The organism is Pseudarthrobacter sp. TE9888 (assembly GCF_056279345.1).
Genome location: NZ_JBWBRD010000002.1, coordinates 3247951 through 3265813, shown reverse-complemented (window position 1 = coordinate 3265813; position 17863 = coordinate 3247951). Strand labels below are relative to the sequence as shown.

Genomic DNA, 17863 nt, shown 5'->3' with positions numbered 1-17863 from the left:
AGGTGCAGTCTCTTCACGTGCACCGTTAACCTAGGCGGTGCGGGCCAGGGGTGGAGGTGCGATGGGCAACAGCGCGGTGCCGGCACTGAGGGTATCTGCTGAGAGCTCCCAGACACGGCGCAGTGCGCAGAACTTCCACCAGTGGTGCTTAAGGACTTCCGGGTTGGCGCGGACCGGGCGGACTTCCGTCTCGCCGATGGCCACGGCCAGCAGGACAGGGTCTTCGCCGTACTTCCAGGGTTCCCAGGTTCCCGCTTCAGGATCCACGAGGCTCTCTTCGGCCTTCATCCCGGCCACCAGCTGCATGACCACCTTGTTGTCCAGCGGCTTGACCTGTCCGTCCCGCGTTGTTCCCTTGGTCTTGTAGTCGATCAGGCAGATGCGTCCGTTGATCCTGGCCACGAGGTCAAGGGTTCCGGCGTATCCCACCGATTTGTTCCAGACAGTGATCTCCGGGGCAATCGGCTCCACGCGGAAGAGTTCCCACCATTCGTCGAACCGCACGGCGAAAGCTTCCTCACCGTTGGCGGCCAGCGCGTCGCGGGCTTCCTTCATGGCATGGGGGCGGCCCAATGCCCTCAGCGCCACCTGTTCACAGTAGTTGTGCACACGGTCTCCGCGGCGTGCGGCGTCATCCCGGTACGTTTCAGCAGCTTTGGCTGCACGGTTGATGGCCTGCTTGATCTTGGCAGGGCTCCCCAGGCAGTCGGACAGCAGCGGATCCTTGGCCAGGCTGCTGGCACCCATGTAGCCGAACCAGCCATCGAGCCCGTGCGGCTGCTGGCTGATCACCGTGGTGATGGAAGGCACCGAGAACTGCTCAGACGTTGACCGTGCGTACATCCGGCCGTATTCGGTGGCGTGGGCGAGAAGCGGATCAGTCATACAAAAGACTCTTTCACAGGGGGCCGACAAAAGCTCCGGGGTCCGGAGCCGCACACAAAAAAGGTCCGTTTCCGCTGCTGATGAGCGGAAACGGACCTCTGCGGTGGGCGATACTGGGTTCGAACCAGTGACCTCTTCGGTGTGAACGAAGCGCGCTACCACTGCGCCAATCGCCCCGATGCATTTGAATGCTAGCCCACGACCACCCCAATTCAAAAATCGGCGGTTCCGCAACCCGGCGCGCTCCTTCCGTGGGCCCGCCGCACGCGGCTCCGTCCGATCCCTGGCCCGGGAAGCCCGCCGCCGTCGTCGGAAATTACACGCCTGTAACTCGCGAAAATCCGCGTGGATGCTGGGAAGCGGGACGGTTGGCAGTTCCGCGGCCCGCCCCGATTTGGAGTTTCCCGGAACCTCCTATATTGTTTTTACTCGTTGGAACGCGAGGAAATGCCGGAAACGGCAAGGAATCAAGCCTCCAAAATGCGGACGTAGCTCAGCTGGTAGAGCACCACCTTGCCAAGGTGGATGTCGCGAGTTCGAATCTCGTCGTCCGCTCGCAGGACACTGTCACGGCAAACACTCTTCGGAGTCGGCGCCAGCACGGTGGGTTGGCCGAGAGGCGAGGCAGCGGCCTGCAAAGCCGTATACACGGGTTCGAATCCCGTACCCACCTCGGTGAAAACCATGGTTTCCGGAGTTCCGGATGCAATGGGCGATTGGCGCAGCGGTAGCGCGCTTCCCTGACACGGAAGAGGTCACTGGTTCGATCCCAGTATCGCCCACTCGGCAAAGCAACTTGCCGGCAGTACCACCGGATTCTCCGGAACAAACTGCACAAATGCGGACGTAGCTCAGCTGGTAGAGCACCACCTTGCCAAGGTGGATGTCGCGAGTTCGAATCTCGTCGTCCGCTCTCTTTTATCCCATTAGCCGGTCTTCCGGTTCCGGGCGATTGGCGCAGCGGTAGCGCGCTTCCCTGACACGGAAGAGGTCACTGGTTCGATCCCAGTATCGCCCACACACGAACAGCAGCTCTCCGGAGCTGCTTTTTTCGTTTCCGGGTATCCGCTGCAGGCGAACGTGATTCCCTTGGCACGCCTCCCGCGCCCGGATAGGATCGAATGCGCGAGGAGCGACCTGGCTCCGCGATAGAAGGGAGGTGTCCGTGGGTTTGATTGACGATCTAAAGGGCAAGGCTCAGGGTCTCATCCGCGGCAACGAGCAGGCTATCAAGGACGGCATCACCAAGGCCGGCGATTTCGTCGACACCAAGACCGGCGGCAAGTACGCAGGCCACGTCGACAAGATCCAGGATGGCGCTTCCAAACTCGTTGACAAGAACGGCACCCCGGGGCAGGCACCTGCCACCGAGCAGGTTCCCCCGGCAGCTCCTGGTAATCCGGTTCCGCCGGTCGACAGGGCTCCGTAAAGGATTTGGCCAGGGCTTTTGCCCGGCACGTCAAGGAGGTGCGGGTCCCGCCGGGAGGCGGCACCCGCACCTTTGGCGTTTAAGGACTTCTTCTGAAGCTCCCGATTGCCGGTTGGGAAACCTGCGCCGGTAACCTGCCGGTATGCCCAAGTCCCCCGCACCCGCCCTATCCACCAGGTCCGGACTGGCCCGGACCGATTCCAAGCCGGTCATCGCCGGGATTGTCACAGCATTGGTGGGGTTCACCTCATCGTTTGCCGTGGTCCTGGCCGGCCTCACGGCGGTGGGTGCCAACCCCGCCCAGGCAGCGTCCGGCTTGCTGGCGGTGACTCTCACCGTTGGGCTCGGCGTGTTGTTCCTAGCGTGGCGTTCCCGGGTCCCGGTGACCCTGGCCTGGTCCACGCCGGGCGCAGCGCTGCTTGCTGCATCGGCAGTGCCCGACGGCGGGTGGCCCGCCGCCGTCGGAGGCTTCGTTGGGGCGGGGCTGCTGCTGGCTCTGACCGGCCTGGTGCCCGCGCTCGGCAGGCTGATGGCGCGCATCCCGACATCCCTGGCCCAGGCCATGCTGGCCGGTGTCCTGCTCCAGCTCTGCCTGGCACCCTTCAAGGCCCTTGGTTCGGTGCCCCTCTTCGTGGCACCCGTGATCCTGTGCTGGCTGCTGATGATGAAGTTCGCCCCGCGGTGGGCGGTGCCAGCAGCCCTGCTGGTGGCCCTGGGCGTAATCGGAGTGTCGCTGGCATCGGCAGGAACGACTGTCGCACCGTCCGCCCTGGTCCCGGCCCTGTCGTGGACCATGCCCACGTTCAGCGTGCAGGCCATGGCGGGGATCGCCGTGCCGTTGTTCGTAGTGACCATGGCCTCCCAGAACATTCCGGGGGTGGCCGTACTCAGGTCCTTTGGCTATGAAACACCGTGGCGGCCGGCAATGCTGGTCACGGGAGCGGGGACCCTTGCCGGTGCACCCTTCGGCGGCCACGCCATCAATCTCGCCGCACTCAGCGCCGCCCTTGCCGCCGGGGAGGAAGCTGGCGCGGACCGAAGCCGCCGATGGATCGCCGGCTTCACCTCCGGCGCAGCGTACTTGGTGCTGGCAGCATTCTCGGCCGCCCTGGTATCGCTGGTCAGCAACGCACCCGCCGGGATGCTTGAAGCCGTTGCGGGGCTGGCACTGCTGGGCACCCTGGCCTCGGCCGTCTCGGCGGCGCTGGCGGACGCTGATGACCGGATTGCCCCCGCCGTCACCTTCCTGATGGCCGCCTCCGGCCTGGTATTCGCCGGGATCGGGTCCGCTTTTTGGGCGCTCCTGGCCGGCCTTGTGGTCAGGCTGGTGCTGCAACCCCGGCCCGGTGGCCGGGCCGGCAGGAAGTCCGCCTAGGAGGGTTCGTGGTTTTGGCCTTCGCGGGCCAGGGCAGTGAGGCGGGAGACGGCGCGGAAGTACTTCTTCATGTACCCGCCGGCCATCATTTCCTCGGTGAACAGCTTGTCGAACGGGACGCCGCTGGCCAGGATAGGCACGTCCTTGTCGTAAAGCCGGTCGGCAAGGACCACGAACCGCAGCGCCACGGCCTGCTCCGTGATGGTCTCCACGTTGCGCCACACCACGCCCTCGATGCCGTCGATCAGTTGGCGGTAGCGGCTGGGGTGAACGCCGGCCAGGTGGTGGATGAGGGTGGAGAACTCGTCCTGGGCCACCGTCTTCCCGTCGAACTCCGCCTTCATGTGCGTGTTGAGTTCGCTGTTCTTCAACGGTGCCGGTGCGGCCGGGAGGCCGCGGTGCCGGAAGTCCTCGCCGTCAATGCGGATGACGTCGAACTGGTCCGCAAGAACCTGGATCTCCCGCTGGAAGTCCACGGCGGCGAACCGGCCGTCGCCCAGGGAGCCCGGCAGCGTGTTGGACGTGGCGGCAAGCTTGACGCCTGCGTCTGCCAGTTCACGCATGAGCCGGGACATCAGGACGGTGTCGCCCGGATCGTCCAGTTCGAATTCGTCGATGCACACCAGTTGGTAGCTGCTCAAGGCATCCACCGTTTTGCGGAAGGAGAGGGCGCCCACCAGGTTGGTGTACTCCACGAACGTACCGAAGGCCTTGGGTCCGGGTGATGCGTGCCAGAGGGACGCGAGCAGGTGCGTCTTGCCCACCCCGAAGCCGCCGTCCAGGTAGATTCCCGCCCTGGATTCGTCCTTTTTGCCGAACAGCTTCTTGAAGAGCCCGCCTCCGTTGCCTGACCCCACGCCGTCGGCAAATCCTTCCAGGGCACGCACGGCGGCAGCCTGGCTGGGCTGCTTGGGGTCCGGGCGGTAGCTTGAAAAGGAAACCTCCCCGAACCGGGGCGACGGGTAGAAGCCCTTGAGGAGTTCATCCACCGAAACTGCCGGAGTGCGGGCGGCAAGCTGTTCGATCTGTACCAAGGTGGTCCGTTCTGCTGGTGGTTGGTCCCCAGAAAGGATACCGGCAATGCGGGCCGTACCCGGGTGGAACGCCGTCCAGCCCCCCCGGGCGTGACGAAGGCAACATTTCGCCCTATTAACGGAATACGGACAACCCTGCGGGCGCTGGCTAGGGTGGGAACAGGTTCCATGCATGTTCCACGGTTTCCCGTGCTCTTACTGAAAGGCCAAGCCATGCCCTACCCGGTTGAACAGAATGAGAAGTTCGCAGCCTACGCCCACCCGGAGCGGCTCGTTTCCACCGACTGGCTCGCGGCCGCCATCAGCAACGGCGCAGTGGCCAACGGCGACCTCATCCTGGTCGAATCCGACGAGGACGTGCTCCTGTATGAAACTGGCCACATTCCCGGCGCCGTGAAGATCGACTGGCACACGGACTTGAACGACGAAGTCTCCCGGGACTATGTGGACGGCGCGGCCTTCGCCGAACTCGCGGCCGCCAAGGGCATTTCCCGCGACAGCACCGTGGTCATCTACGGTGACAAGTCCAACTGGTGGGCCGCCTACGCCCTCTGGGTCTTCACCCTGTTCGGCCACCAGGACGTCAGGCTGCTGGACGGCGGCCGGGACAAGTGGGTTGCCGAAGGCCGCGAACTGACCAGGGACCGGCCTGCTCCCGCTCCCGGAAACTACCCGGTGGTGGAGCGCGACGACGCCCCGATCCGCGCCTTCAAGGACGACGTCCTGGCACATCTGGGCACCGGCCCGCTGATCGATGTCCGCTCCCCCGAGGAATACACCGGACAGCGCACCCACATGCCGGCCTACCCGGAGGAGGGCGCCCTGCGCGGCGGCCACATCCCCACTGCCGCGTCCATCCCCTGGGCCCGCGCCGCCGCCGAGGACGGCACCTTCCGGAGCCGGGACGAGCTGGCAGCGATCTACCTGGGCGAAGCCGGCCTGGCCGAAGGCGACGACGTGGTGGCGTACTGCCGCATCGGCGAACGGTCCAGCCACACCTGGTTTGCCCTGAAGTACCTCCTGGGCTTCGAGACCGTCCGCAACTACGACGGATCGTGGACCGAGTGGGGCAACGCCGTGCGTGTACCGATCGTCAAGGGCGCCGAGCGGGGTTCCGTTCCCGTCGCCGTCGGAGCCTGACCACGCTCCCCGCGTAGACTTGGAACGATGACTACTCAAGCTTTGCCTTCCGCCCTGGCGGCAATCGTGGACGACTTCCAGGCCCTGTCCGAACCCGAGAGGCTGCAGCTGCTGCTGGAGTTCTCGGAGGGGCTGCCGGAACTCCCGGACCGGCTCAAAGACCACCCCGAGCTTCTTGAGCAGGTCGTGGAGTGCCAGTCGCCGCTGTTCCTCACCATCGAGACGGAAAACAACGACGACGGCGCGGTCCGCCTGTTCTTCAAGGCACCGCCCGAGGCACCCACCACGCGCGGTTTTGCCGGTGTGCTGCACGAGGGGCTTGATGGCCTGACGGCGGCGGAGATCCTGTCCGTGCCCGATGACATGCCGGAACTGCTGGGCCTTACCCGCGCCATCACCCCCCTGCGCATGCGGGGCATGACGGCGATGCTCGGCCGGATCAAGCGCAAGGTCGCCGCAGCGTCCAGCAACCGGGCCTGACCACGCCGCATGGCACGCAGGAGCAACGCCCAGGGAACCCCGGCTACAGCGGCACTGACCGCGGCCGGGGTTCCCTTTGTGCTGCATCCGTACACCCATGACCCCTCGGCAGCAAGCTATGGCACCGAGGCCGCCGAAGCCCTGGGGATCGATCCGTCCCGTGTTTTCAAGACCCTGATGGTGGACGTGGAGGGCAGGCTCGCGGTGGGCATCGTCCCGGTCAGCGGCACCCTTGACCTGAAGGCCATGGCTGCGGCGCTGGGAGCCAAGAAGGCCGCCATGGCCGATCCTGCGGCGGCCCAGCGGCGCACCGGATACGTACTGGGCGGCATCTCCCCTCTCGGGCAGAGGCAGCCCTCCCCCACCGTGCTGGACTCCAGCGCCCTGGGGCTGGACACCATGTTGGTTTCGGGCGGCCGGCGGGGGCTGGATATCGAGCTGGCCCCAACTGACCTGGCCAGGCTGACGGGCGCCGTCACCGCGCCCATCAGCTCCCTGGCCGCCGGCAATTCCCGGCCGTAGTTGTCCGGTCCTGGTCCAGGCAACTACTTGATGGTGTAGCGCTGCATCATGTCGTTGTCCTCGTGCTCCAGGATGTGGCAGTGCCACACGTAGTCGCCCTTGAACGATGAGCCAATCGCCAGGGGCTTTCCGCCTGCCGCCCCTGCACCAAAGGGAACCCGGATCCTGGTGACTTCGCCCGGCAGCGCCACCACGGTGTCCTTCCAGCCCTGTTCGTTGGCGGCGGCGTCCCTGGGCCGGCCAATGAGGAAACGGTCGACTTCCACCGCTTTACCCCGTCCCGGTGTGACCAGGCCGGTGGCCGGATCAATATAGCCGGTCTCCTCCAGGTAGGCGTCGGCATGGAATTTTTGCCGGTTGAGCACCTGGAACTGGGTGAAGTGCAGGTGGATCGGGTGGGCGTCCTCGGTGGTGTTGATGAGCTCCCACTGTTCCATCGTGTCGCTCTCCACCTCGGTGGTGTCCGGGCTGTCGAACATCCTGTTGTTCAGCAGGGCCATCACAGGAACGTCGTCCGCGTTGGCTACTTCCATGAGCGCCATCCGACGTATCTTCGCCGGCTCTGCCTCCCGCAGGCTGGTGACGTCCGCGCCTTTGTCCCGCAGCCGGGCAGGCAGGGGCACGGTATAGCCGGTGCGCGACGTGACGGTGAACTGCATGATCTGTGGGAGGGGCACCGCGCCGCCCGCCACGGATTCGGGCCCGTCCGGGTACGGAACCCGGGCGCTGTTGCGCAGTACCACCCGGGATCCAGCCCGGAGCCCGGAAAAGTCCGCCACGAGATCCGCCCGTTCCCCCGGGCCGATCACCAGCCGGTCCAGCCGGACGGGCGCGTTGAGGAGCCCGCCGTCGGACCCGATCTGGTGGAAGGCCAGCGCCGGGCCGCCCGCATCAAACGTGAAGTCGTAGAACCGGGCGTTGGAGCCGTTGAGGACTCGGAAGCGGTACTTGCCGCGGGCGACGTCGAGGTTCGGCCGGACTTTCCCGTTGACCGTCGCCACGTCCCCGAAGAACTCGGGCGCCCAAGGGCGCGGGGCCCCGTCCGGGCCTTTGAGGTCCGGGTTCGGGGGGTAGGCGAGCGTACCGTCGGGGTTGAACATCTTGTCCTGGATGATCAGCGGCACCTCGTACGGCGGTGGCGGAAACTGCGTACCGTCCCCGGTGTCGGTCCCGTCCCTGAGCAGGTAGGTTCCAGCGAGTCCTGCGTAGATGTTCAACCGGGTCATTCCCAGCGCGTGGTCGTGGTACCAAAGCCCGGCAGCATCCTGGTTGTTGCCGTAGTGGTACGTGTAGGAGTCGCCGGGAACGAAGGCCTGGTCCGGGCCGCCGTCGGACTGCGGACTGACGTTGCCGCCGTGGAGGTGTACTGACGTCCGCGGCCGCTTCGCATCGTTGCTGCCGCGGGGGACCAGTTCGCTGTCGATGGCGGAGGCGAGGGGATGGCAGTCGGCGGCGTTGCGGACCTTCAGCTCGAAGGGAACTCCTTTCCTGGCGATGATGACAGGCCCCAGGTAGGTCCTCGACGAACCGGCTTCCTGGTAGGCCAGGGTATTTGCCGGGCCCATGTCTTCCTGGAACCGGTGGGCGGCGTTACGGACCCACAGCGTGGTACGGCCCCCGCCCCGCATGTCCAGGACGCCCAACTCGTCCAGGGTGGGCAGTTGCTCGGTGAACATGGCCTGCCGGCCGTCCGCAGGACCGCGTGCCGCGGCCGCAGATATGCCGGGCGGGGCCAGGATTCCCGCCCCGGCCACAGCACCGGCCTGTAACAGTTGTCGTCTTGTGATGCGCGTTTCGGGGCCCCATTTCTTCGCAGGTTTCCCCCCTTGAGCAGCAGGATAGACCTCTGCACCGGCCTGTCACAGGGTCACGGGCCCCCGCATGAAGGTGCGGGCCTACCCGGAATGCCCTCCGCTGCGGCCCGGGGTGCGGCCGGTGAAGTGGTCCATGGTCCGGTTGACTCCCAGCACGTCCATGAGCCGGTCAAAGACGCCGGCCGGAAGCACCCGAAGGACAGGAAGCAGGTTCACGAGGGGCGGCAAAACCAGCTTCCGGTGCCCGGCCTCGATCGCGTCGAGGACCCTGGTTGCCACATCCTCTTCCTCAAGAATCGGGAGCAGGAGGGGCCAGCGGGTCCGGACGCCGTCGAACATCCCTGTGTTGATGTAGAAGGGGCACACCACCAGCGTGTTGACGTCTGTGTGGTCCGCACGGAGTTCCGCGCGGAGTGATTCGTTGAAGCCGACGGCGGCGAACTTGCTGGCGGAGTAGTCCGTCTGCCGGGCGACTCCCACCAGGCCGGCGGCACTGGCTACGGTGACCACGGTGCCGCGCCGGCGTTCCGCCATCCCGCCCAGGAAGGCGCGGGTCACCCAGTACAGGGCCAGGACATTGACGTTCATGGTCCGTTCGATGGCGTCTTCCGTGGCATCGAGGAGCCGCTGGCCGCTGACTACCCCCGCATTGTTGACCAGGACATCCACCGCCCCTGCCTCCACCGCGGCAGCCTCGACCGCGTCCCGGTCAGTCACATCCACGTACTGGGCGTCGGCCCGACCGCCCGCCGCCCGGATCTCGTCGCGGACCGCAGCGCCCGCTGCCGCATCCATGTCCCAGATCACCACCCGGCTTCCGCGCCGGGCGGCGGCGAGCGCCATGCGGCGGCCCAGCCCGCTTCCGCCTCCAGTGACGAGCAGAGTTGCGCCGGCAAGTCGGGTTCCTTTGGCCATCCCAGTTCTCCTCGGGTTTTTGTACTGACTGTGTCAGCGGTTTCGGGGAAAGCGGCCCATCAGCGTGATGGCGCCTTTCATGATCCGCGCGTAGGCGTGGTTGGACATTCCCGGGGCGGGGGCTACCGGGAGCAGCCGCTGCACGGAGATGGTCTGCGGCTCGGTGTATTTGAGGATGCCCTCCCGGCCGTGGCGGCGGCCGGCACCGGAGTCCTTCATGCCCCCGATGGGAGCATCATGGGACGCCCAGGTAGCGGCGTAGCCTTCGTTGACGTTGACAGTCCCGGTCAGCAGCTTTCGGGCCACCTCCTGCCCGTGGCCGGCGGACCAGACGCTGGCGTTGAGCCCGAAATCCGAATCGTTGGCCTGGGCGACTGCGGCGTCGTCGTCTGCAGCACGGTAGACGGAGACCACCGGCCCGAAGGTCTCTTCGCGGGCAAGGAGCATGTCGTCCGTGATCCCCGTCAGGACGGTGGGCTCGTAGAACAACGGGCCCAGGTCCGGCCGGCGCCGTCCGCCCGTGAGCAGTTGGGCGCCTTTGGCGAGCGCGTCCTGGACATGCCGGTCCACCCGCTCCACCTGGGCCGCACTGATGAGGGAACCCATGCCAATCTCCCAGTCCGGCCCGGCGCCCATGCGGATTCCCTCCACCTTGGCGGTGAACGCCGCCAGGAAGCTGTCATGGACGTCGGCGTGCACGTAGATCCGCTCGATGCTGACGCAGAGCTGCCCCGAGTTGGAGAAGCAGGCGTATACGGCGCCGGCTGCCGCCTTGGCTATGTTGGCATCCGCCAGTACCAGCATGGGGTTCTTGCCGCCCAGTTCGGCGGAGAAGCCAATCAGCCGCTCGGCGCATTGCCTGGCGACGGTTTTGCCGGTCTGGGAGGATCCGGTGAACATCAGGAAGTCGACGCGCCCGATCAGGGCAGGGCCTATTGAGGTTCCCGGCCCGGTGACGATCCGGAACAGGTCCTCCGGCAGGCCTGCTTCGCGGAGGAGTTTCAGCATCAGCAGCGCCGTGAAGGGCGTCTGTGAGTCAGGTTTCAGGACGATGCCGTTGCCCGCCAGCAGGGCCGGAATGGCGTCCGAAACGGCAAGGGTCAAGGGGTAGTTCCAGGGGCTGATGACTCCCACCACCCCCTTGGGAACGCGGTACTCGGTGGTGCGGGTCAGGACCGGGGCCGCGCCCTTCCGCCGGCGCGGGCGCAGGTGCCGCCCGGCATTCCGTTCGTAGTAGCGGGCGGTGAGGATTACGTCCGCGAACTCCTCGAAAGCACTAAGCCGGGACTTGCCGCTCTCTGCCTGCACCAGGTCAAGGATGTCCTGCTCCCTGTCCAGCAGCAGCGCCACGAAGCGCCCAACCACGGCCCGGCGTGCGGCCAGGGGCTGGCTTGCCCAGAGCTGCTGCGCCGTCCGTGCAGTGTCGACGGCGGCATGGACGTCTTCCTGCGTGCTGACGGGCACTTCGCCCAGCATTGTGCCGTCGAAGGGGGCGTGTGAGGCCTGGACGGGGCGGCCCCGGGATGACGTGACCAGGGCCGCCAGGCCTGTGGCCAGTTCCCTGCCGCGGTCGGTTACGGCTCCTGCCGGGCGTTGTTTCGGCATCTCACGCTCCCGCCGGCGCCGGCCGGGCCGGCGTGTTTGCAGCAAGGTCCGGGTCCGGGCCGGATCCCGGGTTGAGGCGCGGCGCGAGCTGCTGGCGGAGCCACGCCTTCACCAGCCGCTCCCAGCGCTCGGGGTCCACGTTCCATTCCTTGGTGTGCCGTGCGTGGTTGAACGTCTCGAACGTGACCATGTCGGGGTTCCGTTCGGCCAGCAGCGCCGAGGGTCCGTACGGCACGTACTCGTCGTCGACGCTGTGGATGATCAGGGTGGGCGTCCTCAGCTCCACGGCGCGGGAGACCCAGTCCATGACTTTGAGGTCCACGGGCGCCGAGAGGCCCGTGAGCCGGCGTCCCAGCGGGTGGCCGAGCATCAGCTGTCCGTACTTGCCCACCAGGGACGGGATCCGGTTCAGCTGCGCGTGGTGCGCCAGCACCGTCACCCAGTCAGTGACCGGCGCGTCCAGCACCATCGCTCGGATCAGGTGCCGGTACCGGGAGAGGTCTGCGGTCTGAAGGCAGATGGCCCCTCCCATGGACCAGCCGAACAGGACCACTTCCTCGGCACCGTTGGCCAGTGCGTACCCGATGGCGGCTTCAATGTCCTGCCACTCGGTGGACCCCAGGCCATACCGTCCGTCGTCCGCCGAGGGCGCCAGCCCGTCATTCCGGTAGGACACCAGTAGGCTGGTCAGTCCCAGTTCCAGGGCCGGCCCCACCGCCCGCAGCGCTTCCTGGCGGGTTGCCCCGCGGCCGTGCACCATAATGGCCCAGGTCCGCGCGGCGCCCTTGGCCCGGACCAGCCAGGCGGGGGCTTCGCCGCGCTCAACGGGGATCAGGACGTCCTCGGCTGGAATTCCGACGGCGGCCGGATCCGGGTAGGTGGCCCCGCTCCACCATCCCCAGCGGGCCGTGGAGAGATCCCCGCTGTAGACGGCCTCGACCTCGCGCAGCACGGTCCGTTCCGCCGGCGAGTAGGAAACGATGCGGCCGATCCGTGCATGCCCTTTCCCGCCGTCGAAAAAGAATCCGTAGACCCCGTCCACCGTGGTGTCGTCATTGGCGGCCAGGATGACCTGCTGCTCCTGGCCATCGCGGATCACGGCCAGGACTTCCTTGTCCGCCGTCCGCTGCCGCGCCGGGGTGATGACCCGGCGCGCGAAGTACACGGCGAGCGCCGAGGAGCCGGCACCCAGCAGGCTGGCCACCGACCCGCCTGCGATGGCTCCACCGATGGCCCACTTGGCTCCCGGCGACACGCCGCCGGTGTCCCTGGAAGGTGCAGTCATTGCAGGGCGCGCTCGCCGGAAAGGTGCCATGTGACTATTGTTACCGGCCCTGCCGCAGATGCCCGCATTCGGGAACCGGACGGGCACGGCGCGGCCGGGCGGAACCGGAAGGGGGCCCGGAAGGGGGCCCGGAAACGGCGGAACCGCCGGTCAGTGCATGTGGCATGCGGGCGGGACTAGGCTAAGGCCATGAGTGATCCCATCGTCATCCTGACTGAAGAACCCCTCGGCGCGGACGACCGCGTGAACATTGAACGGCTGGTGGACGGCGCGGACAGCCGCCTGGTGGTCCTGGTGCCGGCGAACACGGAGCGCCACCTGCTGGTGGACTTCCTCGAGAACCTGTCCATGCTGGACGTCGCCAAGGCTTTCCGCGAACTGGCGGCCCGCAACCCGGACGCCGCCACAGAGCGTGCCCATGCCGACGAGACCTTGGCGGCGTCGCTCGCAGCGCTGCAGGGACTGGGCTCCGACGTGACCGGCCAGGTAGTGGACGGCAGGGCAGTGGACGGCCTGGTGGCCAAGGTCCGCGAAACGGGCGCCTCGCAGGCAGTGGTGATCACCAGGCCGCACGCCGTGGCCGATACCTTCCACACCGACTGGGCCAACAAGGCCCAGGACCAACTCGGAGTGCCGGTGCTCCACCTCTATGCGGGTTCGGGATTTATCGGCGACTCCTAGGCGTTGGGAAAACTATGAGCATCTTTGGAAAAAGCATCTTCGGCAACAAGGCACCAGGCGTCGACGGCGGGACACACATGGGCAGCGCGCAAGAGACTGCGGCCCAAGGCGGGTCCGTCCAGAAAAGCGATGCCCAGTGGCGTGAGGAACTGACCCCGGAGGAATACCACGTCCTGCGGCAGGCCGGGACGGAACGGCCCTACACGGGTGAATACTGGGACACGCACACGGAAGGCATGTACCAGTGCCGCGCCTGCGGCGCCGAGTTGTTCACGAGCAACGAGAAGTTCGATTCCCACTGCGGCTGGCCGTCCTTCTGGGCTCCCCTGGCCGAGGGCAACGTCCGCTACATCCACGACCGGACGCTCGGCATGGAGAGGATCGAAGTGCGGTGCGCCTCGTGCGACTCGCACCTGGGCCACGTGTTCGCGGGCGAGGGTTACGGAACCCCCACGGACCAGCGCTACTGCATCAACTCCGTCTCCCTCCGGCTCGTGACCAAGGATGACGCGGAAAACCACGCCGCGGACGATGGGGCCAGGGCTGACGGGGCGCAGCCCTGAATTCGGATCCCACAGCCCAAGCACGGTCTCGACCCAGCCGGCAATAGCACTAGGCTAAGTCCTGCTTACGGTAAGGCCATCCGGGCATAAGTCCTGCTGGTTGCTTGTTACGCTCGCCAGAGAAGCAAGCAACCAGAAAGGCAGCCGACGATGACAGAGACCCTGACCACCGCCGTTACCGGAATTTCCGCGCAGAACCAGGACTGGCTGCGGCTCAAGGGCGCCGCCACCGCCCTGCAGGCCATCCAGGTCCAGGATGGATCGATTCCCGAGCCGGCAGACCACCGTGCGGCCGCACAGTACGTGGAAACCATCGTGGACGCTGTTACGGCCCTGTCCCCTGCCTTCCCGCACGATGCCGCCTACCTGGAGGCCGCCTGCGCCGACTTCCGCGCGTGGGCCGCCTGCGGCTTCGCCGTCCCGGACTTCCTCGCCTCGCTGCTGGCGTTCCAGCCCCAGGAACAGCGCCGCGACGGCCTGCAGCACCTGGTGGTGTTCCCCATGTACACCCAGAACGGCAGCAGCAGCCGGCTGGTGGAGGCCGTGCTGGTGGAAGTGATCTGGCCGGAGTTCATCGCGGGCCTGGAAGCCGGCGGGTACTCCAACAAGCTGTTCGTCCCCATCCGCTTCGTCGACTTCACCCCCGGCTATGACACCAACTCGGCCGTGCTCTTCCCTGAGACCGTGGCCGTCAGCCGGACCCCCACCTTCACCTGGGGCGCCATCTTCGCCGACCGGGAGGCCGCCCGGTTCCGCCGGGTGCTGAAGGCCGCCGCAGAGATCACGTCCCTGGAACTTCCGGAGGGCGCCGCGGAACTTCTCGCTGACCAGGACCTCACCGAGGCCACCTTCGTCATGTGGGACCTGATCCACGACCGGACGCACATGCGCGGCGACCTGCCTTTCGACCCCTTCATGATCAAGCAGCGGATGCCCTACTTCCTGTACTCGCTCGAGGAACTGCGCTGCGACCTCACCGCCTTCCGCGAATCCGTCCGGATCGAAAAAGACGACGACGCCGACCCCGAAGCCCGCCGGCACGCCAAGCTCGTCCAGTACGCCATCATCTTTGACCGCATTTTCCGCTTCGCCATCACCGGCAGCCGGGTCCGCAACTACGACGGCCTCGGTGGCCAGCTCCTGTTCGCCTGGCTGCACCAGCAGCACGTGCTGCACTGGACGGACACACGGCTTACCATCGACTGGGATGAGGTGGCCGATGCCGTGATTGCCCTCGGCGCCAGCATCGATGATCTGTACTGGCGCTCCATCGACCGGCCCAAGACCGCCCACTGGCTGGCGGCCTACCAGCTGGTATCGGCCACGGTCACCCCCAACCCGGCCTCCGTGTGGGCCAAGGGCCCGGATGCGCTGCCGCTCGCCGGGACACCCCGTGGCCTGACGGACCAGGTCCTGGACGACGAATTCCCGCTGTCCATGTTCTACGAGGCATTGGAGAAGAAGATGCGCCCCGTCATCGAGTCGACCGCCGGGATCACCGGCCACTCCGCCCTGTGACCGGCCCCGGCGCTGCCCGCGTCCTGGTCACCGGCGGCAGCGGCGCGTCCGGCGTCGCCGTTGCGCGTGCCCTCGCTGCGGCGGCCCACCGCGTGGCCACCGTGGGCTCGGACCAGGCCAGGATCGCGGCCGCTGCGGAAAAGGCGGGCGACGGCGTCACCCCCTTCACGTGCGACCTCGCGGATTTCGACGGCGTCCGGAAGCTCCGGGAGCAGCTCGGCGAAAGCTTCGGGCCGGTTGACGCGGTGATCCACCTGGTGGGCGGCTGGCGCGGAGCCAAGGGCATCGCCGACCAGTCCGACGAGGACTGGGACTTCCTGGAGCGCGGGGCGGTCACCACGCTCCGCAACGTCTCACGGGTCTTTTTCGACGACATCGCCGCATCGCCCGCCGGCAGGTTCGCCATGGTGTCTTCCACCGCACTGGACAAACCCGCCGCGGCCGTGGCCAGCTACGTGGCCGCCAAGGCGGCCGCGGAGGCCTGGACCATGGCCATGGCGGACGGCTTCCGTCGCGCCGCCGGGGACGGCGGCGCCCGGGCGGCCGCCGTCGTCCTGGTGGTTAAAGCCTTGGTGGACGATGAACAGCGGCGAAGCCACCCGGAACGGAAGTTCCCGGGGGCGACGGACGTAACAGACCTGGCCGCCGCCGTCGTGAACCTCTTCATCCCCCCGGCGGCCGAGCTGAACGGCGCCCGGCTGAGGCTCCCGCCGCTGACGACGGACACCCACCTAGACTTGAAAGCGTGAACAACCCCATGACCACCACAGCAGAAACAGGCCCGGCGCTCCGGCTGCACGATCCGAAGGTGCGCGGCTTTGCCTCCGACAACTACTCCGGCGTCCACCCCGAGGTCCTGGCAGCGCTGGCAGCAGCCAACGAGGGGCACCAGGTGTCCTACGGGGAGGACGACTACACCGCGCGGCTGCAGGAACTGATGGTCGAACACTTCGGCCCGGGCATCGAATGCTTCCCCGTCTTCAACGGCACCGGCGCCAACGTCCTGTCCCTGCAGTCCCTCCTCCCCCGCTGGGGCGCCGTAGTGTGTGCTTCCACCGCGCACATCAACATGGATGAAAACGGGGCACCCGAGCGCATCGGCGGCATGAAGCTGCTGCAGGTCCCCACCCCGGACGGCAAGCTGACCCCGGAGCTGATTGACCGGGAGGCCTGGGGCTGGGGCGACGAGCACCGCGCCCAGCCGCTGGCAGTGTCCATCACCCAGACGACGGAACTGGGTACGTGCTACACCCCGGAGGAAGTGCGGGCCATCGCCGACCACATCCACGCCAAGGGCATGAAGCTGCACATGGACGGCGCCCGACTCGCCAACGCGGCGGCCCACCTGGGCGTTCCCCTCCGGGCGTTCACCAGGGATGCTGGCGTGGACATCCTCTCCTTCGGCGGCACCAAGAACGGGTTGCTCTTTGGAGAGGTAGTGGTGGCGCTCAATCCTGAGGCCGCCCACGGCCTGGTGTACCTGCGCAAGATGAACATGCAGCTGGCGTCCAAGATGCGTTTCATGTCCGCACAGTTCATCGCCCTGCTCGAAGGCGGCCTATGGCTGCGCTCCGCCTCGCATGCCAACGCCATGGCAACCCGGCTGCGTGCCGCCGTCGACACCATTGAGGGCGTCCGGCCCACCCGGAAAACCGAATCCAACGGCGTCTTCGCCATCCTTCCGCCCGGCGTGGCGGACAGGCTGCGGAGTTCCTTCAGGTTCTACGACTGGGATGAGGCAGCAGGGGAGGTCCGCTGGATGTGCTCCTTCGACACCACCGAGGAGGATGTTGATGCCTTCGCCGCCGCCATCCGCCATGAGCTGCGGGATTACCGGGATGGCCGGGCAGGGTGACCGGCCGCTGACGGCGAGCCTTCCTCCCCTGCCGCGCCCCGCCCCGTAATCTGCCAAGGTGAACGCACTTGACCAGGTTCCTCCGGATTTTCTCCACGCTTTGGGAACCCTCAGGAAAGCCCGGTGCCGCAAGGAGCTGCGGCTGGCCGAGATCCCTGCCCCCGCGCGGCTGGCCCCCTTCGCCGTCGCGCTCGGCGCTGAAGTCATGGCGCCCGGCGTCGGTGCCCCTTCGACGCCGGTCCACGGCCCTGCAGCCCTCGCTTTCGCCGCGGCCGCCGGTACAGCCGAGGCGGGGACTGCGGACGAGGACGGGACCGAACTCGCCACCGGACGCTTCATCCTCCTGCATGACCCGGACGGCTCAGCTGTCTGGGACGGCGAGTTCCGCATCGTGACCTACATCCGGGCCGAACTGGAACCGGAAATGGGCAACGACCAGATGCTGGGCACCGTCGCATGGACGTGGCTGGTGGAGGCGCTGGAAAACCACAAGGCCCCGTACCGGGCCGCCGGTGGCACGGCTACCCGTGTCCTGTCAGAAAGCTTCGGCACCCTGGCCGGCCGGCCTGGGTCCATCGACATCGAACTCCGGGCCTCCTGGACCCCCGATTCCTCCGATGTTCAGGCACACCTGGAAGCCTGGTCCGACATGGTGTGCACGTTCGCCGGCCTGCCGCCGCTGCCCGACGGCGTCACGGCCCTCCCGCCCCGGCGGCGGGGCCAGCAGAACGGTTTCGGGGCAGCCCGGTAAACTGGGGGCAT

General features: G+C 67.1%; 17 protein-coding genes and 6 tRNA genes. 16 read left to right on the top strand and 7 right to left on the bottom strand.

Translation table 11 applies throughout. The features are described 5' to 3' along the window. Positions 1-30 precede the first annotated feature (30 nt). Entirely contained in the window at positions 31-885 is an 855-nt protein-coding gene (locus ACZ9J7_RS15635) for a cytochrome (RefSeq protein WP_476210670.1), read from the bottom strand. Positions 886-989: 104 nt separating this feature from the next. Next, positions 990-1061: transfer RNA gene (locus tag ACZ9J7_RS15630), tRNA-Val, on the bottom strand. Positions 1062-1367: 306 nt separating this feature from the next. On the opposite strand from ACZ9J7_RS15630, the gene ACZ9J7_RS15625 reads away from it, so the two are divergent. The 7 genes from ACZ9J7_RS15625 (at position 1368) to ACZ9J7_RS15595 (ending at position 3689) form a co-directional block, all read left to right on the top strand. After that, positions 1368-1440: transfer RNA gene (locus tag ACZ9J7_RS15625), tRNA-Gly, on the top strand. Between the two features lie 47 nt (positions 1441-1487). Then, positions 1488-1558, top strand: a tRNA-Cys gene (locus ACZ9J7_RS15620). A gap of 37 nt (positions 1559-1595) precedes the next feature. Next, a tRNA-Val gene (locus ACZ9J7_RS15615) sits at positions 1596-1667 on the top strand. 58 nt (positions 1668-1725) lie between these two features. Then, a tRNA-Gly gene (locus tag ACZ9J7_RS15610) sits at positions 1726-1798 on the top strand. A 33-nt stretch (positions 1799-1831) separates the two neighbouring features. Then, positions 1832-1903, top strand: a tRNA-Val gene (locus ACZ9J7_RS15605). 147 nt (positions 1904-2050) lie between these two features. Further along, positions 2051-2314, top strand: coding sequence for an antitoxin (locus ACZ9J7_RS15600; protein WP_476210668.1), 264 nt, complete (start codon positions 2051-2053; stop codon positions 2312-2314). A 142-nt stretch (positions 2315-2456) separates the two neighbouring features. Beyond that, the gene (locus ACZ9J7_RS15595) at positions 2457-3689 is read left to right on the top strand and encodes a benzoate/H(+) symporter BenE family transporter (protein ID WP_476210667.1); all 1233 of its coding nucleotides are present in this window, start codon (positions 2457-2459) and stop codon (positions 3687-3689) included. Here the strand turns inward: ACZ9J7_RS15595 and zapE are convergent. Continuing rightward, entirely contained in the window at positions 3686-4723 is a 1038-nt protein-coding gene (gene zapE / locus ACZ9J7_RS15590) for a cell division protein ZapE (RefSeq protein WP_476210666.1), read from the bottom strand. The two genes, ACZ9J7_RS15595 and zapE, sit on opposite strands and share 4 nt — an antisense overlap. Positions 4724-4936: 213 nt before the next feature. On the opposite strand from zapE, the gene ACZ9J7_RS15585 reads away from it, so the two are divergent. Genes ACZ9J7_RS15585 through ybaK form a run of 3 tightly spaced genes read left to right on the top strand, consistent with a single transcriptional unit; the run spans position 4937 to position 6865 of the window. Beyond that, positions 4937-5863: a sulfurtransferase gene (locus ACZ9J7_RS15585; RefSeq protein WP_476210664.1), complete on the top strand. Its 927-nt coding sequence runs from the start codon at positions 4937-4939 to the stop codon at positions 5861-5863. 27 nt (positions 5864-5890) lie between these two features. Then, entirely contained in the window at positions 5891-6343 is a 453-nt protein-coding gene (locus ACZ9J7_RS15580) for a SufE family protein (RefSeq protein WP_476210663.1), read from the top strand. Positions 6344-6352: 9 nt separating this feature from the next. Further along, positions 6353-6865, top strand: coding sequence for a Cys-tRNA(Pro) deacylase (ybaK, locus tag ACZ9J7_RS15575; RefSeq protein WP_476210662.1), 513 nt, complete (start codon positions 6353-6355; stop codon positions 6863-6865). 23 nt (positions 6866-6888) lie between these two features. On the opposite strand, the gene ACZ9J7_RS15570 is transcribed toward ybaK, so the two are convergent. The 4 genes from ACZ9J7_RS15570 to ACZ9J7_RS15555 all read right to left on the bottom strand — a co-directional run bounded on the left by ACZ9J7_RS15570 (position 6889) and on the right by ACZ9J7_RS15555 (position 12484). Further along, positions 6889-8619 carry a multicopper oxidase family protein gene (locus ACZ9J7_RS15570; RefSeq protein WP_476210661.1) on the bottom strand — a complete coding sequence of 577 codons (1731 nt, stop codon included), beginning with the start codon at positions 8617-8619 and terminating at the stop codon, positions 6889-6891. Positions 8620-8760: 141 nt separating this feature from the next. Beyond that, a complete protein-coding gene (locus ACZ9J7_RS15565; RefSeq protein ID WP_476210660.1) occupies positions 8761-9594 on the bottom strand; it encodes an SDR family NAD(P)-dependent oxidoreductase in 834 nt (277 codons plus the stop codon). A gap of 33 nt (positions 9595-9627) precedes the next feature. Next, positions 9628-11199 carry a succinic semialdehyde dehydrogenase gene (locus tag ACZ9J7_RS15560; RefSeq protein ID WP_476210659.1) on the bottom strand — a complete coding sequence of 524 codons (1572 nt, stop codon included), beginning with the start codon at positions 11197-11199 and terminating at the stop codon, positions 9628-9630. 1 nt (position 11200) lies between these two features. Beyond that, a complete protein-coding gene (locus ACZ9J7_RS15555; protein WP_476210658.1) occupies positions 11201-12484 on the bottom strand; it encodes an alpha/beta hydrolase family protein in 1284 nt (427 codons plus the stop codon). Positions 12485-12673: 189 nt separating this feature from the next. Here ACZ9J7_RS15555 and ACZ9J7_RS15550 point away from each other — a divergent pair, with 189 nt between their 5' ends. From ACZ9J7_RS15550 to ACZ9J7_RS15525, 6 genes are all read left to right on the top strand, one after another. After that, a complete protein-coding gene (locus ACZ9J7_RS15550) occupies positions 12674-13165 on the top strand; it encodes a hypothetical protein (protein ID WP_476210657.1) in 492 nt (163 codons plus the stop codon). A gap of 77 nt (positions 13166-13242) precedes the next feature. After that, on the top strand, positions 13243-13728 hold the full coding sequence (gene msrB, locus ACZ9J7_RS15545) for a peptide-methionine (R)-S-oxide reductase MsrB (protein ID WP_476211874.1): 486 nt from the start codon (positions 13243-13245) through the stop codon (positions 13726-13728). Positions 13729-13878: 150 nt separating this feature from the next. Continuing rightward, a complete protein-coding gene (locus ACZ9J7_RS15540) occupies positions 13879-15246 on the top strand; it encodes a DUF6421 family protein (protein ID WP_476210656.1) in 1368 nt (455 codons plus the stop codon). Beyond that, complete coding sequence (locus tag ACZ9J7_RS15535) at positions 15243-15995, top strand: SDR family NAD(P)-dependent oxidoreductase (RefSeq protein ID WP_476210654.1); 753 nt, start codon at positions 15243-15245, stop codon at positions 15993-15995. The genes ACZ9J7_RS15540 and ACZ9J7_RS15535 overlap by 4 nt, the downstream gene beginning before the upstream one ends. Positions 15996-16003: 8 nt before the next feature. Then, positions 16004-17101: a threonine aldolase family protein gene (locus ACZ9J7_RS15530; RefSeq protein WP_476211873.1), complete on the top strand. Its 1098-nt coding sequence runs from the start codon at positions 16004-16006 to the stop codon at positions 17099-17101. Between the two features lie 58 nt (positions 17102-17159). Further along, positions 17160-17852 (top strand): DUF3000 domain-containing protein, encoded by a 693-nt coding sequence (locus ACZ9J7_RS15525; RefSeq protein WP_476210652.1) that lies wholly within the window; start codon positions 17160-17162, stop codon positions 17850-17852. The last annotated feature ends 11 nt before the right edge of the window (positions 17853-17863 follow it).

Bases quoted from the DNA above. Each gene is read 5' to 3' on its own strand.
- ACZ9J7_RS15540 (WP_476210656.1), top strand. From the start codon at position 13,879: ATGACAGAGACCCTGACCACCGCCGTTACCGGAATTTCCGCGCAGAAC.
- msrB (WP_476211874.1), top strand. From the start codon at position 13,243: ATGGGCAGCGCGCAAGAGACTGCGGCCCAAGGCGGGTCCGTCCAGAAA.
- ACZ9J7_RS15550 (WP_476210657.1), top strand. From the start codon at position 12,674: ATGAGTGATCCCATCGTCATCCTGACTGAAGAACCCCTCGGCGCGGAC.
- ACZ9J7_RS15635 (WP_476210670.1), bottom strand. From the start codon at position 885: ATGACTGATCCGCTTCTCGCCCACGCCACCGAATACGGCCGGATGTAC.
- ACZ9J7_RS15530 (WP_476211873.1), top strand. From the start codon at position 16,004: ATGACCACCACAGCAGAAACAGGCCCGGCGCTCCGGCTGCACGATCCG.
- ACZ9J7_RS15585 (WP_476210664.1), top strand. From the start codon at position 4,937: ATGCCCTACCCGGTTGAACAGAATGAGAAGTTCGCAGCCTACGCCCAC.
- ACZ9J7_RS15565 (WP_476210660.1), bottom strand. From the start codon at position 9,594: ATGGCCAAAGGAACCCGACTTGCCGGCGCAACTCTGCTCGTCACTGGA.
- ACZ9J7_RS15595 (WP_476210667.1), top strand. From the start codon at position 2,457: ATGCCCAAGTCCCCCGCACCCGCCCTATCCACCAGGTCCGGACTGGCC.
- ACZ9J7_RS15580 (WP_476210663.1), top strand. From the start codon at position 5,891: ATGACTACTCAAGCTTTGCCTTCCGCCCTGGCGGCAATCGTGGACGAC.
- ACZ9J7_RS15560 (WP_476210659.1), bottom strand. From the start codon at position 11,199: ATGCCGAAACAACGCCCGGCAGGAGCCGTAACCGACCGCGGCAGGGAA.
- ybaK (WP_476210662.1), top strand. From the start codon at position 6,353: ATGGCACGCAGGAGCAACGCCCAGGGAACCCCGGCTACAGCGGCACTG.
- ACZ9J7_RS15555 (WP_476210658.1), bottom strand. From the start codon at position 12,484: ATGACTGCACCTTCCAGGGACACCGGCGGCGTGTCGCCGGGAGCCAAG.